This is a genomic window from Pseudoalteromonas sp. SR45-6, from assembly GCF_014163545.1.
Taxonomy (GTDB): Bacteria; Pseudomonadota; Gammaproteobacteria; order Enterobacterales; family Alteromonadaceae; genus Pseudoalteromonas; species Pseudoalteromonas rhizosphaerae.
In genome coordinates this window covers 130,718-155,160 of the sequence record NZ_JACJDM010000005.1, presented here as the reverse complement: position 1 = coordinate 155,160, position 24,443 = coordinate 130,718, and the positions used below count along the sequence as shown (strand labels likewise).

Annotated in this window: 19 protein-coding genes and 2 pseudogenes; 11 read left to right on the top strand and 10 right to left on the bottom strand. The window is 40.0% G+C overall.

Annotated elements, in window-relative coordinates; genetic code table 11:
• Positions 1-24 precede the first annotated feature (24 nt).
• Positions 25-894 (bottom strand): annotated as a pseudogene (locus H5158_RS04345) (S41 family peptidase); the annotation flags it as partial.
• Positions 895-1,215: 321 nt separating this feature from the next.
• On the bottom strand, positions 1,216-1,635 hold the full coding sequence (locus tag H5158_RS04340) for a VOC family protein (RefSeq protein ID WP_182739529.1): 420 nt from the start codon (positions 1,633-1,635) through the stop codon (positions 1,216-1,218).
• Positions 1,636-1,831: 196 nt separating this feature from the next.
• On the opposite strand from H5158_RS04340, the pseudogene H5158_RS23735 reads away from it, so the two are divergent.
• The 3 genes and pseudogenes from H5158_RS23735 to H5158_RS04330 all read left to right on the top strand — a co-directional run.
• Positions 1,832-2,022, top strand: a pseudogene (locus H5158_RS23735) (hypothetical protein); the annotation flags it as partial.
• 214 nt (positions 2,023-2,236) lie between these two features.
• Entirely contained in the window at positions 2,237-2,719 is a 483-nt protein-coding gene (locus H5158_RS04335; protein ID WP_182739528.1) for a DUF3015 domain-containing protein, read from the top strand.
• A gap of 76 nt (positions 2,720-2,795) precedes the next feature.
• Complete coding sequence (locus H5158_RS04330) at positions 2,796-4,637, top strand: DUF4105 domain-containing protein (protein ID WP_182739527.1); 1,842 nt, start codon at positions 2,796-2,798, stop codon at positions 4,635-4,637.
• On the opposite strand, the gene H5158_RS04325 is transcribed toward H5158_RS04330, so the two are convergent.
• Positions 4,634-5,458, bottom strand: coding sequence for a sterol desaturase family protein (locus tag H5158_RS04325; protein ID WP_182717559.1), 825 nt, complete (start codon positions 5,456-5,458; stop codon positions 4,634-4,636). The two genes, H5158_RS04330 and H5158_RS04325, sit on opposite strands and share 4 nt — an antisense overlap.
• The gene (locus tag H5158_RS04320) at positions 5,455-5,898 is read right to left on the bottom strand and encodes an SRPBCC family protein (protein WP_182739526.1); all 444 of its coding nucleotides are present in this window, start codon (positions 5,896-5,898) and stop codon (positions 5,455-5,457) included. Before H5158_RS04320 ends, H5158_RS04325 begins: the two co-directional genes overlap by 4 nt.
• Positions 5,899-5,994: 96 nt before the next feature.
• On the opposite strand from H5158_RS04320, the gene H5158_RS04315 reads away from it, so the two are divergent.
• Positions 5,995-6,999 carry an AraC family transcriptional regulator gene (locus tag H5158_RS04315; protein WP_182739525.1) on the top strand — a complete coding sequence of 335 codons (1,005 nt, stop codon included), beginning with the start codon at positions 5,995-5,997 and terminating at the stop codon, positions 6,997-6,999.
• On the opposite strand, the gene H5158_RS04310 is transcribed toward H5158_RS04315, so the two are convergent.
• Positions 6,988-7,395 carry an NUDIX hydrolase gene (locus H5158_RS04310; protein WP_182739524.1) on the bottom strand — a complete coding sequence of 136 codons (408 nt, stop codon included), beginning with the start codon at positions 7,393-7,395 and terminating at the stop codon, positions 6,988-6,990. The genes H5158_RS04315 and H5158_RS04310 overlap by 12 nt on opposite strands.
• Positions 7,396-7,647: 252 nt before the next feature.
• On the opposite strand from H5158_RS04310, the gene H5158_RS04305 reads away from it, so the two are divergent.
• Positions 7,648-9,537, top strand: a complete 1,890-nt coding sequence (locus H5158_RS04305) for an AMP-binding protein (RefSeq protein WP_182739523.1) — start codon at positions 7,648-7,650, stop codon at positions 9,535-9,537.
• 119 nt (positions 9,538-9,656) lie between these two features.
• A complete protein-coding gene (locus H5158_RS04300) occupies positions 9,657-10,925 on the top strand; it encodes a mechanosensitive ion channel family protein (protein ID WP_182739522.1) in 1,269 nt (422 codons plus the stop codon).
• Positions 10,926-10,928: 3 nt separating this feature from the next.
• Here H5158_RS04300 and H5158_RS04295 read toward each other — a convergent pair whose 3' ends face one another.
• The gene (locus tag H5158_RS04295; RefSeq protein WP_182730754.1) at positions 10,929-11,813 is read right to left on the bottom strand and encodes a LysR family transcriptional regulator; all 885 of its coding nucleotides are present in this window, start codon (positions 11,811-11,813) and stop codon (positions 10,929-10,931) included.
• Positions 11,814-11,923: 110 nt separating this feature from the next.
• Here H5158_RS04295 and H5158_RS04290 point away from each other — a divergent pair, with 110 nt between their 5' ends.
• Entirely contained in the window at positions 11,924-13,066 is a 1,143-nt protein-coding gene (locus tag H5158_RS04290) for an alkene reductase (protein ID WP_182739521.1), read from the top strand.
• Positions 13,067-13,148: 82 nt separating this feature from the next.
• On the opposite strand, the gene H5158_RS04285 is transcribed toward H5158_RS04290, so the two are convergent.
• Positions 13,149-13,679, bottom strand: a complete 531-nt coding sequence (locus H5158_RS04285; protein WP_145234322.1) for a hypothetical protein — start codon at positions 13,677-13,679, stop codon at positions 13,149-13,151.
• 324 nt (positions 13,680-14,003) lie between these two features.
• Here H5158_RS04285 and H5158_RS04280 point away from each other — a divergent pair, with 324 nt between their 5' ends.
• Positions 14,004-15,344 carry an L-cystine transporter gene (locus H5158_RS04280; RefSeq protein ID WP_149979997.1) on the top strand — a complete coding sequence of 447 codons (1,341 nt, stop codon included), beginning with the start codon at positions 14,004-14,006 and terminating at the stop codon, positions 15,342-15,344.
• Between the two features lie 315 nt (positions 15,345-15,659).
• Positions 15,660-17,927, top strand: a complete 2,268-nt coding sequence (gene katG / locus H5158_RS04275) for a catalase/peroxidase HPI (RefSeq protein ID WP_182739520.1) — start codon at positions 15,660-15,662, stop codon at positions 17,925-17,927.
• Between the two features lie 147 nt (positions 17,928-18,074).
• Here katG and H5158_RS04270 read toward each other — a convergent pair whose 3' ends face one another.
• Entirely contained in the window at positions 18,075-18,272 is a 198-nt protein-coding gene (locus H5158_RS04270) for a CPXCG motif-containing cysteine-rich protein (protein ID WP_145234329.1), read from the bottom strand.
• Positions 18,273-19,036: 764 nt separating this feature from the next.
• Complete coding sequence (locus tag H5158_RS04265) at positions 19,037-20,557, bottom strand: aldehyde dehydrogenase family protein (RefSeq protein ID WP_145234333.1); 1,521 nt, start codon at positions 20,555-20,557, stop codon at positions 19,037-19,039.
• A 189-nt stretch (positions 20,558-20,746) separates the two neighbouring features.
• On the opposite strand from H5158_RS04265, the gene H5158_RS04260 reads away from it, so the two are divergent.
• A complete protein-coding gene (locus H5158_RS04260) occupies positions 20,747-21,649 on the top strand; it encodes an AraC family transcriptional regulator (RefSeq protein ID WP_182739519.1) in 903 nt (300 codons plus the stop codon).
• A gap of 306 nt (positions 21,650-21,955) precedes the next feature.
• Positions 21,956-23,338, top strand: a complete 1,383-nt coding sequence (locus H5158_RS04255) for a Na+/H+ antiporter NhaC family protein (RefSeq protein WP_182717569.1) — start codon at positions 21,956-21,958, stop codon at positions 23,336-23,338.
• Positions 23,339-23,480: 142 nt separating this feature from the next.
• On the opposite strand, the gene H5158_RS04250 is transcribed toward H5158_RS04255, so the two are convergent.
• Complete coding sequence (locus H5158_RS04250) at positions 23,481-23,720, bottom strand: hypothetical protein (protein WP_182717570.1); 240 nt, start codon at positions 23,718-23,720, stop codon at positions 23,481-23,483.
• Positions 23,721-24,443: the final 723 nt, after the last annotated feature.

Genomic DNA, 24,443 nt, shown 5'->3' with positions numbered 1-24,443 from the left:
CAGCCGCTCACTGAGCGGCTTTTTTTATAGCTGTTTAATTTTTTCTAATAGCTTATCGGTTGTCCAATCAATAGCGTTATAGGCAATATCGGGCTTATAGTAATCGCCCTTTGCTCTTGCTCTATCAACATACACTTTATTAGGGATAATAACTTTACCTAACCCTGAGGGTAACTCGGCTAATCGAACATCCATATACAATGAATCAGCACTGCTTGGCGCGCCAAATAACTGAGTGTTTGAAAACTGTTTAAATACATCAATGGCGCCAAGACAGGCACTTGCACACTGTGGTGGCACAATAACAAAAACCTGTGTTTTAAAGTCACTCACTAGCGATGTATTTTCGCTTTGATTTGATTTGCTTTGCTTTGCTTCTATATAAAATGGCTTATTGTTTTCAAGTGACTTTGCCATACCTGCAGCTATTTCTTTAATCTCTTTATGGACTTCAGGTTGATCTTTCACCACTTCAATTAATGATTTAACATGGTTAGTATTATCTTTTGACGCTCTCCACCAAACTCGGCTATTTTTTGAGTAGTTATCCATTTTTTGTTCAACAACTTGCTCACCCCACAACGCTTTTGCAAGCTTTAAGCTCCAATACGACGAGCCACCTTGGTTGTGACGAAGATCTAAAACCACCGTTTTTGCACTGAGTAACTTAGAACGTTGATCAGTCACTTTTTTATACAGGTTATTGTAATCATGAGTTTGCTTATCGTTATTTGCAAAACTGGGCATAGCAATCCACGCTATGTTTTGCGTAGGCCAAGTTAAATCGGTTGTAAGCTCATCCCCATTATAGGCATGTGTTAAATGCTTACTTACACTCTTTGGCCGAACAGACCAATCAAGGGTTTTACTGTAAGCTTGCCCATTGGCTTTTATTACTCTGCTATTGAGCGGCGCAGCTTTCGCTGAAGATAACTGTTATTTAACAGCTATTGTAAACAATGTATCAACCCCTTTATTACAAGGTGTTGCATCGACATAAGACTAGTAAAAGGGGTTAACCAATTTGAATTAGTATGTACACTAAGTCAAAGTGGTGTATTCACTTTTACTCGCCCTGCACTTAAGAGCTTTTCGTGGCAACAAGATGGCGCATTAAAAGCTCCCTTAAAAACAAATCATGCAGTGCAAAATTATTAGCTAATGCTAGGTGAGTTTGATAAGTATGAGCTAGCAAACATGGCTAACTCAGCTATATTAATCTTTTTTAAATAACACCTGTGGATAAACCATTGTTTTCATTTCTAATACATTACCGTTTGGATCTTCAATAAAAAACGTTTCTTGTTCAAATTCATTGCCAACAAAACGACGGTATGGCTTATCTAAATATTCAAGACCTGCATCTGCAATACGCTTTTTTAATGCTTGAAATTGATCTTCTGATAAGTGAATGCCAAAGTGAGGAACTGCCACCGCGCCCATATCAACATCATGACGAACAGTTGGTAAGCGCTCAACACTTTGATGAAGCGTTAACTCGTTACCCCAAAAATCAATGTCTACCCATCGCCCTGCTTCACTATTGCCCGTTTTACAGCCAAGTACGTCACAATAAAATGTTTTCGCTTTTTCGAGATCACCGGCAGGAATTGCTAGGTGCAAACAGTTGGACATAAATTACCTTTATTAATAACTTTTAACATATGAAATATGCTGCATTATACATAAACTGCAATTTATATAACATTAACAGCATTACTTTTAGTAATTAATTGCATACCACCAAATCTAAAACTAATACTTTATGATGTGTGTGCTATGCCTAAATCCATCTCCTTGAAGTTCATCGCTTTTGTAAACGCGTACAACATTGGCATTATCTATTGTTGTGTCTGCGGCTTTAACTGGCCTCATTGGTTCATTCCATATCCTGCAGATTATAAAAAACATTCTTATGCATCTATTTATACACGTAGTTTTGCCAGTATGTGTTTCACCGTTTTAATTAGCAACTACTGGAAAATTGCTATTATTTCTGCAACTGGCGCTGCGCTCACAACTGCTAAATAAAAGTATTCTAATAAAGAGTAATCCGTTCGCTCTTTGTCGTTTAATAACTAATATAAATATAAATATAAAACTATTAATGACCCTAAACCGCCTACGCTATAATAATTTCATATCTAGCCTTGTTATTTTTTACGTATATCTGTTAATATCCTCCGCGAACTTTATTTGCCCTAAATAAAGAATAATCATATACGGATTTATGAACATGAAAAAACTAATCGCAGTAGCAGCTCTATCTTTACTTCCTTTCTCAAATGCAATGGCTGACCAAGATATTGGTTGTGGTCTTGGTTCAATGTTATTTGCTGGTCAGCAAGGTAAAGGCGTGAAAATTTTAGGCGCTACAACTAACGGTACATCAGGTAACCAAACTTTTGGTATCTCTTTTGGTACTCTAGGTTGTGATGGTACTGGTACAGTAACCTCTTCAGAAAAAATTGCTTTATTCATCGACGGTAACATGGAGCAACTTGCTCGTGATATGTCAAAAGGTGAAGGCGAAACTTTAGCTACTCTAGCTGAAGCTTGGGGCGTTGCAGATCAAGATAAAGCAGCGTTTAATGAGCTAGCTCAAGCACAGTATTCTTCAGTATTCACTTCTGAAAATGTGACTTCACAAACAGTTTTAGAAAACCTAAACACTGTAATTGCAAGTGATGCAAAACTTGCTTCTTATACTCTTTCTTAATCAGCTAAATTAGCCGGTTTTTATACGTATAAATAAAGCCGCTGGGGTTTATCTCTAGCGGCTTTTATTAGTGATTATGAAAAAAATATTATTTGTTTTACTAATTGCACTGTTCAGTGCTTACTCAAACGCTAAAAGTATTGAAATTAATACATTAGCAACAGATCCATACTGGCTTAAACTGGGTCACTATCGTCCGACGACGCTAGGTGGTTGGAAAAGTGAAGTAGACAGTGTTAAGTTTTTTTTATCCCCTAAAGGAAAGGTAAGCCCAAGGGATGAGCTCAACACCACAATTAACGCATTTAATGGCGATAATAGCCTCCCTCAACAAACACAACAAACTCGGTGCCAATTTCCTGCACGTTACACGTGGCTTAAAACAAAAATAAAAAATAACTGGCCAGAACTTAATTGCCCAGATCTACAAACTTGGCAAAAAATTATAAACCCTAAGGGCGTTACTTTAGTCTTTCCAACTGCATTTATGAATAGTCCATCATCAATGTTTGGCCATACCTTGTTACGTATTGATGCAAAGGATCAAACTCGGCATAAAGAATTACTCGCATTTGCCGTTAATTTTGCAGCAGAGCCAGATGGTTCTGATAATGCTGCAATGTATGCATTAAAAGGCTTAATTGGTAGCTATCCGGGCAAATTTTCACTGATGCCGTATTATAAAAAAGTACGCGAGTATAATGATTTAGAATCTCGTGATATTTGGGAATACAAACTTAATTTATCCGAGGAGCAAGTTAAGCTTATTTTATTACATCTATGGGAGCTACAATTAGCCACTTTTGATTACTTTTTTATAGATGAAAACTGCTCTTATCAGCTGCTCGCATTATTACAACTGGCAAAAAACGATCTCAATTTAACATCCTCATTTGACTTACAAGCCATTCCATCTGATACCGTTGCGGTACTTAGAAATAATAACTTGTTACAAACACCTAATTATCGTCCTGCGTTTGGTACTAAACTGTATCATTATTCTACTCAAATGACTGACGAGCAACTTAATGACGCAAGAGCGCTTATGCAAGGTGGATCACTCAATACCCGAAACTACTCCGAATCACAATTGGTCGCTATATTAGAAATGGCCTATGAGTGGTTAAATTTTGAGTTTTACGATAAAAATTTAAACCGTGAAGAAATTGCCCCACGACTTGCTAAGTTACTCCTCATGCGTAGCAAATATAAAATAGCTTCGCCATTTACCAAACCAAATCGACCTGCAGCCTCTCCAGAGCAAGGTCATGGTTCTTCTAAAATAACGCTAGCAAGAACCCATTATAATCAACAAAGTGATTTAACAAGTTTTGCATATCGCCTCGCATACCATGACTTACTAGACACCTCTGCTGGGTTTATTCCTGGTGCTCAAATTAGCTTTTTTGATATTGAAGGCGCTATAAAAGATAACGGTAACACTCAGCTAGAACATTTTTATCTATTAGATGCAATGTCACTTGCACCCGATAACCGGATTTTTGATAGCTGGTCATGGAACCTTAAAATGGGCTTTGATCGACAGCCAAATAATGACTTTCAACAAGGCCGCTGGTTTACTAAAGGTGGCTATGGAAAATCAATCGGCAACCCAAACACCCTTCATGGCTATTTATTAGCACAAGTTGAGTTTAACAATGGCGATATAACGGATAAGTTAACAACGGGGTTTGGCACAGAAGCTGGTGTTATTTGGCAAATCAATAATAGTCATAAGCTTGCCCTTACAACAAATATAATGTGGCTTGTCGATGCAGACGTAGATAATCACGCTGATCTAACATTAAAATGGAATTACGCTTTGTCACGAAATTTATCTATACGCACAGAGCTAAAAAACCAGCGATGGTATACAAGCAGTACGTCGGCTAAACTAGCCATTCAATATTACTTTTAATCACTGGGTTTTACGGAGCTTGTTGGGTAACCAAACAGCACGTTTAACTTGGCTTTTAACCCTTTAGCTTGGTAGGTACTTTTAAATAAATACTGCCACTGATGAAAGGTGATTTTGATTGGGTTATTACTGTTTAGTTGGCCAATAATGCCGTATTTACAGGGCTTGTTTTCATCCTCTTCTACATAAGTGCCAAATAATTTATCCCAAATAATTAAAACGCCAGCGAAGTTTTTATCTAAGTAGCCATTATTTATAGCGTGGTGCACCCGATGATGCGATGGGGTATTAAATAATGCTTCAAACCAACCGAGCTTTTTTACCACTTGCGTGTGTACAAAAAATTGATAAGCCAAATTAAGTGCCACCACCGCAAAAACAATTACAGGCTCAAAGCCTATTAATATCATCGGCAACCAAAATAGCCACATTCCCGCCAGCGGATACATTAAACTTTGCCTAAATGCCGTGGTAAAGTTCATTTTAGTAGAACTATGATGCACTACATGAGCGGCCCATAACCAATGAATATGGTGTGATGCACGATGAAACCAATAGTATAAAAAGTCTTGCAGTAAAAAAGCGCCTAATACAGTAAATAGCGTCAATTCAATATCAAATAGCCGAAACTGATACAACCAATAAAAAAACGGCATTAATAATAATAACGCAATGGCATCAGCTCCTTGATGTAATAAAGCAAGTAACGCGTTGGCTAAGCTGTCTTTTATATCGTAGTAACGTCTAAATTTTATAAACTCAACCCCTACAAACAGCAAAAAAATAGGGCTCAGTGCCAATAAAATAATTTCAATGCTCATGGCGTTTGCTCCTTAAAATAGCGGGCTATTTTTTTAAGTGCTTGGCTAACATCTTTTTTTATAAAAAAAGCCAGTATAAAATTGGGTAACCACAAAGGCGCAATGCAACGAATATGGTAGCTGATCTCGGTGAGTGATGGCTGAGCATTATTGGCTTTTAAGTAAATATCACCACGGTGCTGTGCAACGGGTTTATCCCCTAAAATACGGTAACTAATGTGGCTATTATCGGCCGTTATTATTTGCTCTTTAAATGTTGTACCTTGCATTTTTATTTGTCTAATAGTGCCTTTTCCGCCACTTATTTCACCCGAGTCTTGCGGTGTTAACACTTTAAACTGCGCATTAAAAAAGCGCCCCAAATCAGCATGCGCTAATAATAAGGTGCGTAATTGTTCAGGCGTTGCTGCCACACTATGTTTAACGTTTACCTCAATCATTGTGTGCCCCATATTATTTTTATAGATCTCTAGCATATAAAAATATTGCATGGCAAACTTGCGATTAGATGACTATTTTTTAGCTTTAGGCGACAAATGAAAACCTTAGCCGATCATTACTTTTCTAGCTGTTTGGATTATCTTCAAAGCAAAGGATTAGATAGCCAAGAGATACTAACTGCCATTGAGTTTGACGAGTATACAAATAAGCAAACACAACAATTAGCACCACGTATTAGCTTAAAAAGCTATAATGCGCTGCTTAGTTATGCACAGCAAATGCTAAACGACTCCTTATTTGGGTTTGAGTTAGGAAAACAAATACGTACCGCTGATTTTGGTGTACTTGGGTATTTAATTGAATCGAGTACTAATCTAGCCAGTGCCATTACTGCATTACTGAGCTACGACAGTTTAGTGGCCAACATAGGGCGTGCTGAGTTTGAACAGCAACAAACACTTTGCAAGGTAACTTGGTTAGCCGACCCACAGTGCAGCCCACAGGCCGTATTACGAAATATGACCGCGTGGGTAAGTGTTATACGCCAACTACTTAATCCTCAGCTTTCGCCTAGTTGCGTTTATTTTACAGCACGTTTTTCAGACAGTGAGCTACAACAATTAGCGCGATGGTTTAATTGCCCAGTAAAAGCTGGCGCTAACTTTAATCAAGTAGAGTTTCCAAGTAGTTACTTAACCCTGCCTTTTAAAACCGATAACTCCCAGATTAACGCTGTGCTTAAGCAAATGTCAGAGCAACGGCTATCCCAGTTTAAAAGTCAGCAATTATTAACAGAAAAAATTAATCATATTTTAATGGCTAAACATGATTTACAAGAGTGTACGTTAATTCGCACCGCAAGCGTGTTAAATATGACCCAAAGAACATTACAACGTCGTTTAAAAAAAGAGCATAAAACCTTTGCAGCCCTACTCGAAGCAGAACGAAAACGACGTTTACCACTTTATATTAATCAATACCCTTTAAGCACAATTGCATTTATGTTGGGTTTTAACGATCAGAGCTCATTCAATCGTGCTTTTAAACGCTGGTATAACATCAACCCACGCGACTATATAAAAAAGCACTCACTGACTTAGTAAATCAGCATCATTTAAAAAATGGCGTAACGATAAAAACAAAGGTGTTGGCAAATCATTCACATCGCACCAACGCCACTGTAAACATTTGTTAGGCTCTTTATTTACAGGCTCGCCACCTTCATACTTTGCCTGCAAATATAAAGTAATATAATGCTTGTTCTCGGCGCTAAAAATATCGTTGGTAAAATCGAGTTTACGAATATTAGTAACATTAAGCCCTGTCTCTTCAGCGACTTCACGCACTGCACATTGCTCAACCGTTTCACCAAATTCTAAATGCCCCCCAGGGGTTGCCCAGGTATTTGCACCATGTGCGCCTATTCGCTCACCGAGTAAAATTTTATTATCATGCATTACTATCACTGCAACGCCTACTCTGACAACTTGACTCATTATTACCACATTAAATAGTTCATCATTTTTATATGTTACCTCATTTAAACCATCAAACTAGTCGTTAGTTCGTTATAAACCATAGCGTTAGCTAAAAACCACACAACCCGTTCATTATTTAACCGACCATAGTCGAATATCACTCCTGATAAAAAGCGCTTAGTTTTAAGATCTGTTGATCTTTCAAGCTTTAATTTGCAAAGGTCAACAGACCCTAAATAAAGTTATATTAAATTTTGCTCAGGAGCCTTTATGTCAGGTGAATACAAACAACATTACAACGAGTTTAAACAAAACCCGGCAGCGTTTTGGTTATCGCAAAGTAAACGCCTCCCTTGGTACCAGGCTCCCGAAACAGCTTACACACAAGATGAAAACGGTTTATATCACTGGTATGCCGACGGCCAACTTAATAGCTGCTTTTTAGCGGTAGATCAGCATGTTATTGCCGGCCATGGCGATGAAACAGCGTTAATTTATGACTCACCCGTAACCAATACCGCGCGCAGCTACAGCTACTTTGAACTGCAACAAGAAGTCGCTAAATTCGCAGGGTTAATGCAGTCTTTAGGCGTAACAAAAGGCGACCGCGTGGTTATTTATATGCCCATGATCCCCGAGGCCGTAATTGGTATGTTAGCCTGCGCTCGCATCGGCGCTATTCATTCGGTCGTTTTTGGCGGGTTTGCAGCACATGAGCTTGCCGTAAGAATTGATGACGCCAAGCCTAAGTTAGTACTCAGTGCCTCTTGCGGTGTAGAAGTGAATACCGTAATTGAATACAAAGAGTTACTTGATAACGCCCTCGAATCAGCCTCGTATAAAGTAGAACATTGTATTATTTATCAGCGAGAGCAAGTAACTGCACCACTTATGCCTGAGCGTGATATTGACTGGGCTGTTGCAATGCAAACAGCTACTGGCGTTGATCCCGTTCCGGTAAATGGCGATCACCCGCTTTATATTTTATACACGTCAGGCACAACGGGTACTCCCAAGGGGGTTGTTCGTGAAAATGGCGGCCATGCCGTGGCCATGCATTACAGCATGGAAACCGTATACGGAATGAAACCCGGTGACGTGTTTTGGGCCGCTTCGGATATTGGTTGGGTTGTAGGCCATTCGTACATAGTGTATGCCCCGCTTATGTACCGCTGCGCCACTATTTTATTTGAAGGTAAACCAATAAGAACCCCGGATGCCAGTGCATTTTGGCGTGTGGTTGAACAGTATAAAGTAACGGCTTTATTTAGCGCACCAACGGCCTTTAGAGCGATAAAAAAAGAAGACCCCAATGCCGATGGGTTTAAACAATACGATACTTCAAGTCTGAAACGCTTGTTTTTAGCAGGCGAGCGCTTAGATCCCCCCACCTACGATTGGCTCAAAGAAAAAACAGGCCTACCTGTACTTGATCATTGGTGGCAAACCGAAACTGGCTGGGCGATAGCCTGTAACCCTGTCGGCATTGAGCACCTGCCTACAAAAGCAGGCAGTTCAACGGTTGCTACTCCTGGGTTTGACGTACGTATTTTAGATATGAATGGTGACCAATGCGCCCCCAATAAACAAGGTGCAGTCGTTATTAAACTGCCTTTACCACCAGGATGTTTACCCACTATTTGGCAAAATACCGAACGCTTTAAAGCCGGTTATTTAAGTGAATATGAAGGCTATTATCTTTCTGGCGACGGCGGTTATATTGATGATGATGGCTACCTATTTATTATGGGCCGCACCGATGATGTAATTAATGTCGCGGGGCATCGTTTATCAACTGGTGAAATGGAAGAAATTGTAGCCGCTCACCCAGCAGTTGCTGAGTGTGCCGTATTTGGTATTAATGATGCGCTCAAGGGTCAAAACCCCATGGCCATGGTAGTGTTAAAAAATGATTTTCGTGGCTCGCATAAAGAAGTAGAGCAGCAATTGGTGCAAACCGTGCGTAATCAAATCGGCGCTATTGCGTGTCTTAAAAATATTATGTGTGTAGAGCGCTTACCAAAAACACGCTCGGGTAAAATTTTACGCAAAAACTTACGTCAACTTATTGATGGTGAAGAACTGCAAATTCCATCAACCATTGACGATCCGAGTATTTTTGAGGAATTAACTCTGCAACTTGCTGAAAGTAAAATATAAATATTATTTTTAAAACGTCTATTTAAGCGCGGCTTAAATAGACTTTTCTCGCCCCATCTGCTTAACTAGATTTCATTAAATAGATGAAACTCACGCAAATAAATCTCTTGGGAATATAAATGACTGAAATACGATCGCAGCTGCGAGAATTTTTACTGCAATGGTTTAGTCTTTATTTTCCTGGGAGTGCGCATTTATGGTACAACATATTAGTACTGTGCTGGGTTGGCTTATTTGCGCTCATATTGCACCTCATCTTAAGGTCAGTTTCAAAACGACTACTTAAAGGCCGCTTTAGTGATAAAGTTGTTCAAACCGATACCCACACGCCTGCCGACTTAGCGCTTAAATTAACACGTAATATTTCCTTTGTTTTACAAGGTGCTGTGGTTGTTATACAAGCAAGGCTCTGGGTTCCCGAAGGAACGGCTTTTTTACATATCATTGAGATGTTTACTGATCAGTGGATCATTTTATTTGCACTGCTCTCGCTGTTCTCTTTGCTCAATATTTTTCAAGCAATATCTGACAGGCAACCCATTGCAGCTCACTTTCCATTACGTGGTTTTTTACAAACAATTAAACTGATCGCCAGCGTATTAACCGGTATTTTAGCGATTTCATTATTAATGAATAAATCCCCGTTAATATTACTCAGTGGTTTAGGTGCGCTATCGGCTGTACTGCTACTGGTGTTTAAAGACGCTATTTTAGGGCTGGTGGCCGGTATTCAGCTTTCAGCAAACAATATGCTTGCGGTTGGTGATTGGTTAGAAATGCCCAAATACGGCGCAGATGGCGATGTGATTGATATAGCCTTGACCACAGTTAAAGTAAGAAATTGGGATAAAACCATTACCACTATTCCAACCTATGCGCTAATTTCTGACTCATTTAAAAACTGGCGCGGTATGTCAGAATCCGGTGGGCGGCGCATAAAACGGAGTATCCATATAGAAATGAGCAGTGTGCGCTTTTTAGATGAGCAAGAGATCACCGCGCTGAAAAAAGCAGATTTATTAAGTCACTACCTCGAAATTACCCTACCGGCTATTAACGAGCAAAATACCACGAAAAAAATAGATATGAGCTGTACGTTAAATGGTCGTCGGCTCACTAATGTTGGCACATTTCGTCATTATTTAGTCGCGTTATTAAAACATCACCCACATATTCATCAGGGAATGACACTGATGGTAAGGCAGCTAGAGCCAACTAAAAATGGCTTACCCATTGAGATTTATGCATTTACCAATACAACTAATTGGGGTGAGTATGAAAATATTCAGTCAGATATATTTGACCATATATTAGCGATATTACCCGCCTTTTCGTTACGTGCCCATGAGGCACCAACAGGGAACGATATTCGTCAACTAATTAAATAATCACTAAATCCGTTTTAATTGTGCTATTAACCACTGGTGAATATCGCTGTTATTTGAACGTGGATGCCATGCAGCAATCACCTTAAATGGCGGTGGTAATAATTCAACTTCAAGCTGTTTCACTTTGGCGTTTGGCAGTAAACGCGATGGGTAAAAAGCAATTAAGTCAGTACTGCAAAGCAAATCGGGGACAAATGAAAAGCCAGGCACTGACATAACAATATTGCGCGCATAGCCCTTATCAGCAAACCATTGGTCGTGAGAGCCTCGTAAGTTAGCACGGGACGCCGAAACCACTAATTGAGAGTGTGCCGCCACTTCAGCAAGGCTCAACGTCGATGAAGAAAACACCGTGTCTTTCCCTGCTATACAAATATGCTGTTCTTCAAATAATGTGTCATAGATTAAGTTTGCAGGGATAAATTCAGGAAAACTAATTAATAAATCCAGCTCTCCTGCACTTATTAATTGATTAACATTATCAGAGGCAAAGTCACGAATAATCAGCTTTAATCCTGGCGCTTCGCGTCTTGTTATTTCTAATAATTGTGGCAAAAGAGCTGCTATAGCGTAATCAGTCGCACTTATTGTAAATACGCCCTTGTAGCTACTTGGGGTAAATTGTTTAGGTATTAATAACGCTTCTACCTGAGTTAATATTTGATTAATGGGCTTCTCTAGTGCAATTGCTTTAGGTGTTGCAACCATTGTATTGCCTTGGCGAATAAAAAGCCGATCGTCAAATAAGTCACGCAATTTTCGCAGCTGCTCACTAATAGCCTGCTGGGTTAAGCCCATTTTGCGCGCCACATCCGACACATTTTTTAGTTTAAGTAATGCACTCAATATTCGTAATTGTTTTATATCAAGCCGAGATATACCATTCATAATTGTATCTTAAACAAAAAAGCATTGTTTCAAATTGTACCTTTTAATCCCTATGCTCACCAGCATTGTAATTGGCGCTAAACAGCATTATTAATTTAAAAGGTATTAAAATGAGTCAACCAAGTAAAAATATCGATAGTCTATTTTCATCAATCAATTTAGGCCCACACACGCTTAAAAACCGTATTGTAATGCCGCCACTTACCCGCTCACGTAGCACGGTTCCTGGCAATATCCCCAACGAGGTGATGGCCACATATTATGCACAGCGTGCTAGTGCTGGTTTTATGGTTACCGAAGGCACTCAAATTGAACCAAGAGGACAAGGGTATGCCTGGACACCGGGCATTCATTCTAATCAACAAATAGCTGGTTGGAAAAAAGTAACTGATGCAGTACATGCAGAAGGTGGAATTATTTTTGCCCAACTTTGGCACGTTGGCCGCGTTTCACATACCAGCTTACAGCCTAATGAAGCCAAACCTATTGCCCCCTCAGCTCTAATAGCTGATAGCGTTAAAGTCTTTATTGAAACAGGACCGGCTCAAGGCGCTTTAGCCAACCCAAGTGAACCACAAGCTTTAACAACCGATGAAATAAAAGAGCTTGTTGGCATGTATGCACAAGCTGCCCGTAATGCGCTAGAAGCGGGGTTTGATGGCGTAGAGCTGCATTGTGCTAATGGGTATTTAGTAAATCAGTTTATTTCTGAGCACACCAATAAACGAGATGATGAATACGGCGGCTCTCTTACTAATCGCCTGCGCTTTTTAAAAGAAATTGTCGCGGCAGTAAGTGACGTAGTAGGCCCGGAGCGCTTAGGGGTTAGATTTGCGCCCTTATTTAGCAGTACTGATGAAACCCGTGTTTATTTAGGGTTAGTAGAATCAAACCCGCATCATACCTACATTGAAGCGATTAAAGCACTTGAACAAGCTGGTATTGCCTACCTTTCAATTGCAGAAGCTGATTGGGACAATGCCCCTGATTTACCAGAGCAATTTTATCAAGCAGCTAGAGCTGAATTTTCTGGGCGTATTATTTACGCTGGTAAGTACACTGTTGAAAAAGCGGTGGCGATGTTAGCTAAAGGCTACGGTGATTTATTTGCTTTTGGTCGCCCTTTTATTGCAAACCCTGATTTACCAGCGCGCATAAAAAATCAATGGCCATTAAATGAAGCCGATGCAGCCACTATGTATGGCGGGACTGAGCAAGGTTACAGTGACTATCCTTGCTATAAAAATGATTGATAAAAATAACGGAGTAAGAGGCAGCTTAAGTTAAAAATAAATGACCCAAACATGCAGCCCATGTTTGGGTCATTACAGGGTATTACTGCTTTTTATCTATCACCATTTTTAGTTCATTTAATGCAGCAACCGAAAAACCCCGATCATAAAAGTAAATAATCTTACCGCTACCATCAATTAATACGATGCGGCTATTATTCGGATTTTCATTACCAGTGAACGCTTGTACTGCATCACCGTCTTTATAAATAGTGATCACCCCGCCCCACAGTTCTTTAGGAATGCCTTTTCTCATACCGCTATCAATAAAAGTACTAAACATACGCGGCACCATGCCTTGAATTGTGGGTAACTCATAAGCGGTGACGTTTATGCCACTCATATCCAAGCCAATAAGCCAGCGATCAATATCAAATTGACTATCTTGTTTATACCCAATTAACAGTAATGTCTGTGCGTTGTTAAAGTCTGTAGGGATAGTAAATTGCTGTTGCTCCAAGCTTTCACCACTGATAGTTGGAAACTGTTTACCGACTAAGTTCTGATTTGGGTATTGACTCGAACACCCACTTAAAAAAATAAAAAACATTAAACCAACAACTGATCGCAACATCTCTGTTCTCACTATTAATTAATAAACGATTAGGAAAAATTCTTTTGAATACAAATTTTTGATACGAATAAACACGCTATTAAGATCTAAATAACAACCAAAGAAGTCCATTCATACTGTTTTTTATCATTGCTTAATTTACCATTGATTATTAGCACCTTTAAATAGAAGCTCAACGGTTATATTTGTGTACAATAGTATTTTTTATACTCAAACATTATTAGCACATATCAATTTGTTCTATAGCATATCAAAAGTGTATTTTCGTTACCCGATACAAAACGCTAAAGTGCCGCGCTTATTCACAGCTTTAAAGAGGATGCTATGTCGCTTGCTGTTTTATTAATGCTGGCATTATTTGTCGGTTTGCTGTTTGCGATTTATCTTTTTTCGCAAAAAAGTAAAACCTTATCTCGCACTGTTTTATTTGGCTTAGTTGTTGGTAGTGCTTTTGGTTTAGCCTTACAATTTTTATTTTCCCACTCCCCAGAGTCTATTAATGACGTTTTAAGTTGGGTAAGTGTTGTTGGTAAAGGCTATGTTGGGCTATTAAAAATGATCATCATGCCATTGGTATTGGTGTTTATGATTGCCGCCGTGGTGAAACTAGAAAACCAAGGCTCTTTGGGCAAAATATCGTTCATTAGTATTGCTGTTTTACTCTTTACTACGGCAATTGCAGCCTTAATTGGTATTGCCGTAACCTATGGCTTTAATTTAAGTATTGAAGGCTTAGTTTCGGGAACCCGTGAGGCAGCAAAAATGAGCACGCTAGAGGGTAAAGCAGCCAATGTAGCTGATTTAAGTGTGCCACAAATGCTATTGAGCTTTATTCCAGAAAATCCATTTGCTGATTTAAGTAACCAACGCTCAACCTCTATAATTGCCGTCGTTATTTTTGGTGTCCTTGTAGGGATTGCCGCACGCAAGGTGATGCTTGAACGTAGCGAACTAGCAGATCCAATTCGCAACGGTGTTAACGCCTTACAAGCCATAGTAATGAACTTAGTAAGAATGGTGATAGCGCTAACGCCTTATGGCGTCGCAGGGTTAATGGCAAGCGTTGTGGCAAACTCAAGTAGCAATGATATTGTTAATTTACTGGCGTTTATTGTGGCTTCCTATGTCGCTATATTATTAATGTTTATTGCTCATGGTTTATTACTTAGCCTAGTTGGTGTGAACCCTAAGAGTTACTTTGAAAAAATTTGGCCAGTACTGACCTTTGCATTTAGCTCGCGTAGTTCAGCAGCCTCTATTCCTATGAATGTGGATGTACAAATTAACCAGCTAAAAGTGCCGCCTGCTATAGCTAACTTATCGGCTTCTTTTGGCGCCACTATTGGCCAAAATGGCTGTGCCGGTATTTACCCAGCCATGCTGGCAATGATGGTAGCACCCAGCGTAGGAATTGATCCGCTGACATTCGAATTTATTTTACCGTTAATTGGCATTGTTGTTATAAGCTCTTTTGGTATTGCCGGAGTAGGTGGTGGCGCAACGTTTGCTGCATTGGTTGTATTACCGACCATGGGATTACCGGTTGAGATAGTCGCGTTACTGATCTCAATTGAGCCATTAATAGACATGGCACGCACCGCATTAAACGTATCAGGGTCAATGACCTCAGGTGTTATAACGAGTAAATTAATTAAAGTGCACTAGATTTTTTGTAGTCGCCCAGCTTTGGCTGGGCTTTTTTATCTGTATTACTCCCTCCGCCTTAAGTAAAAACAATCCATTTATCTAATCACTAAAACAAAATCAATCATATTTATAGATTGTAGTAATCGCTTTATTTCGCACACACATTTCAGCCCGTTGCTATATTCTTTTCATTGCTTTGTTATTCAGGCTTGATTAAGCCTCACTTGAGCAAACAAATTTACAACTCAATAATTTTTAAAACGATTGAGATCTCTGTTTAAAGTAGTAATACGCTTTGTATAACGAAATTCGTTAACTTTAAGGAAGCTGACAATGAAAAACCGTTCATTCAATAAAAAAGCGCTTGTTGGATTTATAAGTATGGCACTTATATCTGGCACCGCTGTTAGCCAAGAAAAACCACAAATGTCAAAGCCACAAGGTGCTGTTGGCATGGGTGAAGCTAAAATGGGCGCAACCAGAACAAACCAGTTTTGGTGGCCAGATCAACTTAACCTTTCACCTCTGCGTGATCATGATGAACGCTCAAACCCTTACGGTGCCGACTTTAATTATGCCAAGGCATTTAATAGCCTAGATTTAGACACAGTAAAAAGTGATATTGATGCCCTACTAACACAATCTCAAGATTGGTGGCCGGCGGATTTTGGTAACTATGGGCCATTTTTTATCCGTATGACATGGCACAGCGCAGGTACTTACCGTACGCTTGATGGCCGCGGTGGTGCTGGTGGCGGTCAACAACGTTTTGAACCTCTCAACAGCTGGCCAGACAACGTAAGCCTAGATAAAGCGCGTCGCCTACTTTGGCCTATTAAACAAAAATACGGAGAAGCACTTTCATGGTCAGACTTAATCGTATTAGCCGGTAACGTTGCTCTAGAAAACATGGGGTTTGAAACCTATGGTTTTGCCGGCGGCCGAACTGATGACTGGGAACCAGACATGGTTTACTGGGGTCCAGAAGTAGAAATGCTTGCCAGCGACCGTGAAGATGCCAGCGGCAAATTAGAACGCCCATTGGGTGCAACTCACATGGGTTTAATTTACGTAAATCCTGAAGGCCCTAAAGGGGTTCCTGATCCAATCGGTTCAGCTAAAAATATTCGTGTGGCGTTTTCTCGCATGGCCATGAACGACGAGGAAACTCTTGCACTTATCGCAGGTGGCCACACCTTTGGTAAAATGCATGGTGCGCACAAACCTAAAGATTGTGTGAGTGCAGAGCCCGCAGCAGCAGGCATTGAAGAACAAGGATTAGGCTGGAAAAACAAATGTGGTAAAGGCCACTCTGAAGATACCGTATCAAGTGGTTTAGAAGGCGCATGGACACAAGCTCCTACTCGCTGGTCATCACTGTACCTTAGCAATCTACTTAACTTTGAGTGGAAACAAACTCGCAGCCCAGCGGGTGCGATCCAATGGATCCCAACCGACGAATCTATGCACAAAACCGTACCTGATGCTCATGTGAAAGGTAAGTTTAATTCACCAGTCATGACGACTGCAGATTTAGCACTTAAATTCGATCCTGAATACCGCAAAATTGCTGAACGCTTTTTAAACGACCCTAAAGAGTATCAACTGGCATTTGCTAAAGCATGGTACAAATTGACTCACCGAGATATGGGGCCACCACGTAACTTCTTAGGTAAAGAAGTTCCTAAAGGAGACTTAATTTGGCAAGATCCTATTTCAGCAGAGACTCAATCAAACATTGATGCTGGCGCAGTAAAAGAGCTTAAAGCCAGTATTTTAGATTCAGGTCTTAGCGTATCAGAGCTAGTACGTGTTGCATGGGCATCTGCAGCAAGCTACCGTCATTCCGATATGCGCGGTGGTGCTAATGGTGCACGCCTTGCACTTGCACCACAAAAAGACTGGGCTGTGAATAATCCAGCTGAAACAGCAAAAGTAATCAAAACCTTAAAAGCGATTCAAACCGACTTTAATGATAGTTTCTTTAGCAAAAGCCAAGTGTCACTGGCCGACCTGATTGTGTTAGCTGGTAATGCAGCGATTGAAAAAGCAGCGAAAGATGCAGGCTACACAGTAGACGTACCGTTTAATGCTGGCCGTGGCGATGCTACGCAAGCTCAAACTGACGTTAATGCATTTAGTTTATTAGAGCTGCCTGCCGATGGCTTTAGAAACTACTTTGATGCTGAACAAAGCTACAAATCGCCAACTGAAATGCTAATAGATAAAGCAGATCAACTTGATCTAACAGTGCCTGAAATGACGGTATTAGTAGGCGGATTACGTTCGCTTGATGCAAACTATAAAGGCACTGACTACGGCGTATTTACTGACAAGCCAGGCACTCTAAATAACGATTTCTTTGTTAATTTATTGGATATGTCTACGGTTTGGAAAAAGTCATCAGATGCGGGGATTTATCAAGGCTTTGATCGTCAATCAGGTGAGCAAAAGTACACAGCCACTTCAGTTGACCTTATCTTTGGTTCAAATTCAGAGCTGCGTGCAGTTGCAGAAGTATATGCCTTTGATACATCAAAGCAAAAGTTTGTAGAAGACTTTGTTGCGGCATGGACTAAAGTAACGAACTTAGACCGTTAATTACCATTAAGTAATACAACCATAGCGCTGCAATTAATTGCAGCGCTTTTTATGTTGGTTAGTCATACTCTTTTATATATTACTGCATTGCTTTGCAGCTAAACATACTGCCCAAACCTTGCTGAGTGTAAGTGCCTATAAAGATAGTCAATAAGCTTCGTCATCACTAAAAACCGTCACTGAAAGCTCTTCATCTATATTTTCAAAAACCAAAAAATTAATAGGCTTACAACAGACTTGGCAGTCCTCAATATATTGTTGATCAACATCTGCCGGATCGAGCAGCACGTCAATATTCTCACCACAATAAGGACATGCTATCGTTTTTTCAGTTAATTGATTCATTGCTATAACCTCACATATTACTTGCTATACCCATTATCATTAGACATATAGTATCAAGGTGCATTTCTTTGTGCAGGCTCTTTGTTGAATTTCTTGGCTGGAGCAATCAGCATACTATACTCACTCATAGTACTGCCGATAACATACTTACACTCAAAGTGTTTTAACAAACAACTTTATTTATTGCTATATTAAACTCATTAAATTTAAGGGTGTTGGGTAAAACGAAAAAGCAACAGGCATAAATATCTTTGCCTAAGATAGTGCATATCTAGCCTCACAAAATTTAGGACATTAAAAGATATTTGCATAAATATATTCAAATTCATCATCTTTTTCATAAAATACGACATCACAAAGGGATCCTTTTGCTCCGCCTCGCTTTTTGCAAACTCAATATTTTTGCGCATATAAGAGCTCAAAATATCTAAATGACTTCAAGGAATTGGGATTTAATTTTTAGCAGCTTAGATTGCACTCCAGCCTCCATAAAAACCTAACGAGCCTGAAGAGTAATTCGTTTTTAATTTATTTTTTATTGATGTATTAACCACAGTCGAATTCCTATTTTGATTCAATCGGTTACTTCTATTTCACGAAAAATATAAAAAGAGGACTTGGTGTTGTTTTAATTGTCATTTTGGAAGGTATTACAGGTGTTTGAGGATATAAAGCGCAGTGCTTTAGAAAAGTAAAAAAGCGCTGCAACAATACAGCGCTTTCATTACTCATAAAAATTATTTGTTTAAGCTTAACCGCTTTATTTAAAAGAAGCCGAGCGGATCTTCGCTGTAGCTTACTAATAAATTTTTAGTTTGTTGGTAATGGTCAAGCGCAAGCTTGTGGGTTTCGCGGCCGATGCCTGATTTTTTATAACCACCAAACGCAGCGTGTGCAGGATACATATGGTAACAGTTGGTCCATACACGGCCTGCTTCTATTTTGCGGCCAAAGTGATAAGCACGGTTCATGTTGCGGCTCCATACCCCTGCGCCTAGACCAAATTCAGAGCTATTAGCCAGTTCGAGTGCTTCGGCTTCGTCTTTAAAGGTCGACATTGAAATCACCGGGCCAAAAATTTCTTCTTGGAATACCCGCATATCGTTAGTGCCTTTTAACAGCGTTGGCTGAATGTAATAACCGCCATTTAGCTCATCTGTTAGTTGCTCTACATTGCCGCCAGTAAGTACTTGTGCGCCTTCTTTTTTGCCAATTTCAATATAGCTGAGAATCTTATCAAACTGTGCTTTAGACGCTTGTGCGCCTACCATGGTTTCACTATCAAGCGGGTTACCGCGTTTAATTTTTAATGTGCGCTCTAAAATACGCTCAATAAACTGCTCGTAAATATCTTCTTGGATAAATAGTCGCGATGGGCAAGTACACACTTCACCTTGGTTAAAGTACGCAAGTACTGCGCCTTCAATGGCTTTACTTAGGAAGGAATCGTCTTTTTCCATTACATCGTTAAAGAAAATATTCGGTGATTTACCACCAAGCTCAACCGTTGATGGAATAATGTTATCAGCGGCACATTTTAAAATGTGTGAACCAACAGGGGTTGAGCCGGTAAAAGCAATTTTAGCTATACGCGTGCTGGTTGCCAGCGCTTCGCCCGCTTCTTTACCGTAGCCATTTACTACATTAAGCACGCCTGCAGGCAATAAATCACCAATGATTTCCATCAACACTAAAATAGATACTGGTGTTTGTTCAGCCGGTTTGAGTATCACACAGTTACCTGCGGCAAGCGCTGGTGCAAGTTTCCATGCGGCCATTAGAATTGGGAAGTTCCACGGAATGATTTGTCCAACAACGCCCAGTGGCTCATGAAAATGATACGCGACTGTGGTTTCGTCTATCTCGCCAATACTGCCCTCTTGGGCGCGAATACAACCGGCAAAATAACGAAAATGATCTGCCGCCAGTGGGATATCTGCCGCCAATGTTTCGCGAATGGCTTTACCGTTATCCCACGTTTCGGCAACTGCAAGAAGCTCAAGGTTTTGCTCTATCCGATCAGCTATTTTTAATAATATATTGCTACGAGCCGTTACTGAAGTTGTACCCCAAGCAGCTTTTGCAGCGTGGGCTTTATCAAGGGCAAGTTCAATATCCGCTTTATCAGAGCGTGGTACTTTACAAAATACTTTACCATTAACGGGGCTAATATTATCAAAGTACTGACCATTTACAGGCTCGACCCACTGTCCGCCAATGTAATTACCGTACTGGGATTTAAAGTTAATAAGTGCGCCGTCGCTGCCAGGATTTGCATAGATCATTGTGTGTGTCCTTTATTCAAAATGTTGCTTTTTAAATTTAATCAAATTGACTAAGTTTGACGGGAGATTGTTGTTTATTTATCCGTCACCTGTTGACATTAGCTTATAAGAAGCATAAAAACTTGATTAGCTGTCCAAAAAACATGTCTGTGCGTCCAAACTCTGTTGGTCGTGTTTAAAGGAAATAAAATGAATACCACGTTATTGACTGAAAAACTGACTAAAAAGCGCCAAGCGGTTGATGTACTGATCGAAAATAAAATTACTTTTGCCTCAGACAACGCCGAGCTGAGCATTTACGACACCTACCAAGACGCACAAAAAGTAGCACTGCATTCCAGCGAACTGCTGTTTTGCGGCATGATCAGCGGTAAAAAAGTGATGCACGTTGCCGACAGTAACTACCATGAAGAGTTTTTACCCCAGCAATCATTTGTATTAGCACCCGAACAAGGGGTTTTAATCGACTTCCCAGAAGCATCAATGCAGCAACCTACCACCTGTTTGGCTATCGAAATTAGCCGCGATAAAATCAGCCAAGTAGCTGACGCGCTAAATATGCAGCAGCAAATAAGCAGCGATGATTTTTTTCATTACATTCCAAAGCTGGTGCATACCCAACACAATCAACACACCCAACAATTACTTGAACGGATGATTGGGTTATTTAGCGAAAACGAGCAAGATCGTCATTATCTAATTGATCTATCAGTAAATGAGTTAATCACTCGATTATTACAACAACAAAGCCGCGATTTAATGCTCGCCAATTGCCAACAAACTATTGCATGCCCATTAACCGATGCCCTGCATTTTATTAAAGAACATCTTAATCAAACTTTAGATATCGATACTTTATGTAAAATAGCCTGCATGAGCCGTAGTAAATTTTACCAGCAATTCAAGCTCGCCTTTGGGCAAACTCCGGCCATGTGGCAACAACAGCTAAGATTAAAGAAATCTCGCCAACTTCTACAATCAGGACAACAAATAAGCCAAGTTTGCTACGATCTTGGCTTTACCAATCCCAGTCATTTTAGCCGTTTGTTTAAGCAAAAATTTGGTGTTTCACCTAAACAATGCAAGCATTAATATTCATCTATTAAGAATTTTTAACTAAATTAAAAGTTTTTATTGACTCGAACGCAATTGCAGATTATTTTCCCGCTGATGTTTTTATCGGCATAACAATAGCGGCATGCATCCCCTGCACCGTCTGGCGCCAAGCCAACGCATTTTACTGTGTCGCAATTGTGCTAAACCCACCGCGAAACCTAACAGTGACTTCTGCGTGCAAAAGCAGTGACTTGGAATATCAGCCGTTGGGCTAACATTCTTTGTTTTTGTTAAGCAGTTTGAGCCAATTACTCAAATGCTTTTTATTTTGTGAATACTTAAATGCTCGAACCTTCTGCGTTAAGTCTTGTGCCGCCAGTTGTAGTGGTGGTTTTGGCGATCGTGCTACGTCGTCCTATTTTATCTTTGCTGATCGGTGCCCTTGTTGGCCTTGCTATGCTAAATCCTGTTGAAATGCTTAGCAACTTTGCTGCGGCATCGTTAAAAGTAATGGTAGATGAAACAATCGGCTGGCTTATTCTAGTGTGTGGTGGCTTTGGTGCGTTAATCGCATTGCTCGTGCGCACCGGTGGTGCAGCAGCATTTGGTAGTTTTGCGCTGCGCTTTTGTAAAGGCCCACGCTCATCGTTGATCATGACCTTTTTGCTCGGTATCGTGATTTTTATCGACGATTACCTCAATGCGCTTACCGTGGGTGAAACCATGAAACGCATTACTGATAAATTTAAAATCAGCCGTGAAATGCTTGCCTACGTGGTCGACTCTACCGCAGCGCCAATCTGTGTATTAGTGCCGCTGTCTACCTGGGCGGTGTTTTTTGGCGGCTTGTTGGTTGATAACAACATAGCCGTCGAAGGCCAAGGTATTGCTGTGTATATTCAAGCAATACCCTATATGCTGTATGCATGGTTTGCCGTGTTACTTGTGCCATTAGTGGTACTTGGTGTTATCCCTTTATTTGGGCCGATGAAAAAAGCCCAATTACAGGCGATGCAAGAACAACCGCAAGTAGATCCTGCACAGTACAACGAAGTGCAAACTGCCGATGAATACGCAGTAAAAGCCGTTGAAGAAAGCTTTGAAAGCGCAGACAGCCACGGCAAACTGTACAACTTTTTACTGCCTATATTATTGCTCGTTGCGTTCACTGTGTATTTTGACATTGATGTATACAAAGGGTTATTAGCGACATTCGCCGTGACGCTGCCATTTTATATGCTGCAAAAGCTAATGCCATTTGCCGAAATGATTGAAAAAATGCTCGATGGTTTTAAAAGCATGTTGCCAGCAATAGGAACTGTGATCGCCGCATTTATTTTTAAAGATGTGTGCGACCAACTACTATTACCACAGTTTGTAATTGATTCCTTAAGCCCATTCATGACCGCAGGCTATTTACCTGCAGTGGTGTTTTTAGCAATGGCAATTTTGGCGTTTGCTACAGGCTCAAGCTGGGGTATTTTTGCGGTAACAATTCCTATTGTGATGCCTCTGGCAGTCGCGGTTGATGCAAATATACCGCTGGTGATTGGTGCGCTGTTATCTGCCTCATCATTTGGTAGCCAAGCATGTTTTTACTCAGATTCAACTGTCCTTGCAGCACAAGGTTCAGGCTGTAACTTAATGAGTCACGCAATTACTCAATTGCCCTATACACTCATCGCAGCAGCCTGTGCATTTGTCGGGTTTTTAGTGATAGCATAACGACAAAGGTTAAAAATGGTCTAGCTTTTCAGCGCGGGAAATAAATACCCGCGCTAATTTTTTATCAAGGAAAGAATCGGATATAATAACGAAGCTAGAAATTTTGTAAAAGGAGTAATATTTTGCTCTACACTTGCCATTTCTAAAGCTTCCATATATGCCACACAAAAGGACGTATAGCAAGCGTTACATCGCCTTGCTGTTCATCTGGGCTTGAAGGAATATACCAACCTCGCATTACCTCTTTAATGAAGCCATGCTTAGTCAAGCGCTCTCTATCGGTGCGCTCAAGCATTTTCGATTGCACAGCAATAATGCCACTATCTTGCAATAGCTTTAATCGCTCTAGAGAATGTGTAAGCTTTACTGACACTTGATTCATGTTAACACAGCTAGTTTTTGCTGAAGTTGAAAATTAGCTTTTAGTGTAGTTAATTACTAGCTTTTAATGCAGCTGTGATAGCTTAGGAGAATTAGGTGCAGGAAAAAGTTAGCGAGGTGAAGGTTAAAAACAAACCCATTTAACTATACAGCCACTTTAATTGAGCAAACAAAACTGTACAACTAAATTTACTTTTTAGGCTCAAAACATTTCTATTGCTACTTGGTACTTGGTACTTTAATTTCAGCTATTAAATGGGTCATTATCCCTATTAAAGTCAAATTATTCGAAAAAAAATAACTGACTGATACTATTTAACTTTTTACTAAGTGGCCGGATTTTTAAGCTAACAACTATTTTGGCGTGAAATGCCTGCAAAACGTAAGATCTTTTAGATTGTTTGCCTGTGATTGTACTTTCTAAGCGTTTTTCACGCTGGTATGCATGAGTTGTAAAATAGGAACGCCCTCTTTATACTGAACGCATATATCCTTAGCCATCTAAAAAAGCCATAATCATTATGCTCAAGACTATTTATCCATCCAAAAGCTTGTTTATCCAGCTCTTATTTATTTTTATAATAGTAGCATCCATAATGCTTTCACATGAAGAAAAATCAAGCATAAAAACGGGGTACAGCCTTGAAACTCTCACTACCAAAATAGTTATCAACCATGGTTGGCCTCTAACTTATAAAAAAAGCCAAAGAGGGTGGCCTTCCAT

What these genes read in the sequence shown, in the direction of transcription:
- H5158_RS04255 (WP_182717569.1), top strand. Translation starts at nt 21,956, where the DNA reads ATGCTCGAACCTTCTGCGTTAAGTCTTGTGCCGCCAGTTGTAGTGGTG.
- H5158_RS04320 (WP_182739526.1), bottom strand. Translation starts at nt 5,898, where the DNA reads ATGATTGAGGTAAACGTTAAACATAGTGTGGCAGCAACGCCTGAACAA.
- H5158_RS04295 (WP_182730754.1), bottom strand. Translation starts at nt 11,813, where the DNA reads ATGAATGGTATATCTCGGCTTGATATAAAACAATTACGAATATTGAGT.
- H5158_RS04325 (WP_182717559.1), bottom strand. Translation starts at nt 5,458, where the DNA reads ATGAGCATTGAAATTATTTTATTGGCACTGAGCCCTATTTTTTTGCTG.
- H5158_RS04280 (WP_149979997.1), top strand. Translation starts at nt 14,004, where the DNA reads ATGTCGCTTGCTGTTTTATTAATGCTGGCATTATTTGTCGGTTTGCTG.
- H5158_RS04310 (WP_182739524.1), bottom strand. Translation starts at nt 7,395, where the DNA reads ATGAGTCAAGTTGTCAGAGTAGGCGTTGCAGTGATAGTAATGCATGAT.
- H5158_RS04300 (WP_182739522.1), top strand. Translation starts at nt 9,657, where the DNA reads ATGACTGAAATACGATCGCAGCTGCGAGAATTTTTACTGCAATGGTTT.
- H5158_RS04315 (WP_182739525.1), top strand. Translation starts at nt 5,995, where the DNA reads ATGAAAACCTTAGCCGATCATTACTTTTCTAGCTGTTTGGATTATCTT.
- katG (WP_182739520.1), top strand. Translation starts at nt 15,660, where the DNA reads ATGAAAAACCGTTCATTCAATAAAAAAGCGCTTGTTGGATTTATAAGT.
- H5158_RS04335 (WP_182739528.1), top strand. Translation starts at nt 2,237, where the DNA reads ATGAAAAAACTAATCGCAGTAGCAGCTCTATCTTTACTTCCTTTCTCA.
- H5158_RS04265 (WP_145234333.1), bottom strand. Translation starts at nt 20,557, where the DNA reads ATGATCTATGCAAATCCTGGCAGCGACGGCGCACTTATTAACTTTAAA.
- H5158_RS04250 (WP_182717570.1), bottom strand. Translation starts at nt 23,720, where the DNA reads ATGAATCAAGTGTCAGTAAAGCTTACACATTCTCTAGAGCGATTAAAG.
- H5158_RS04340 (WP_182739529.1), bottom strand. Translation starts at nt 1,635, where the DNA reads ATGTCCAACTGTTTGCACCTAGCAATTCCTGCCGGTGATCTCGAAAAA.
- H5158_RS04290 (WP_182739521.1), top strand. Translation starts at nt 11,924, where the DNA reads ATGAGTCAACCAAGTAAAAATATCGATAGTCTATTTTCATCAATCAAT.
- H5158_RS04270 (WP_145234329.1), bottom strand. Translation starts at nt 18,272, where the DNA reads ATGAATCAATTAACTGAAAAAACGATAGCATGTCCTTATTGTGGTGAG.
- H5158_RS04330 (WP_182739527.1), top strand. Translation starts at nt 2,796, where the DNA reads ATGAAAAAAATATTATTTGTTTTACTAATTGCACTGTTCAGTGCTTAC.
- H5158_RS04260 (WP_182739519.1), top strand. Translation starts at nt 20,747, where the DNA reads ATGAATACCACGTTATTGACTGAAAAACTGACTAAAAAGCGCCAAGCG.
- H5158_RS04305 (WP_182739523.1), top strand. Translation starts at nt 7,648, where the DNA reads ATGTCAGGTGAATACAAACAACATTACAACGAGTTTAAACAAAACCCG.
- H5158_RS04285 (WP_145234322.1), bottom strand. Translation starts at nt 13,679, where the DNA reads ATGTTGCGATCAGTTGTTGGTTTAATGTTTTTTATTTTTTTAAGTGGG.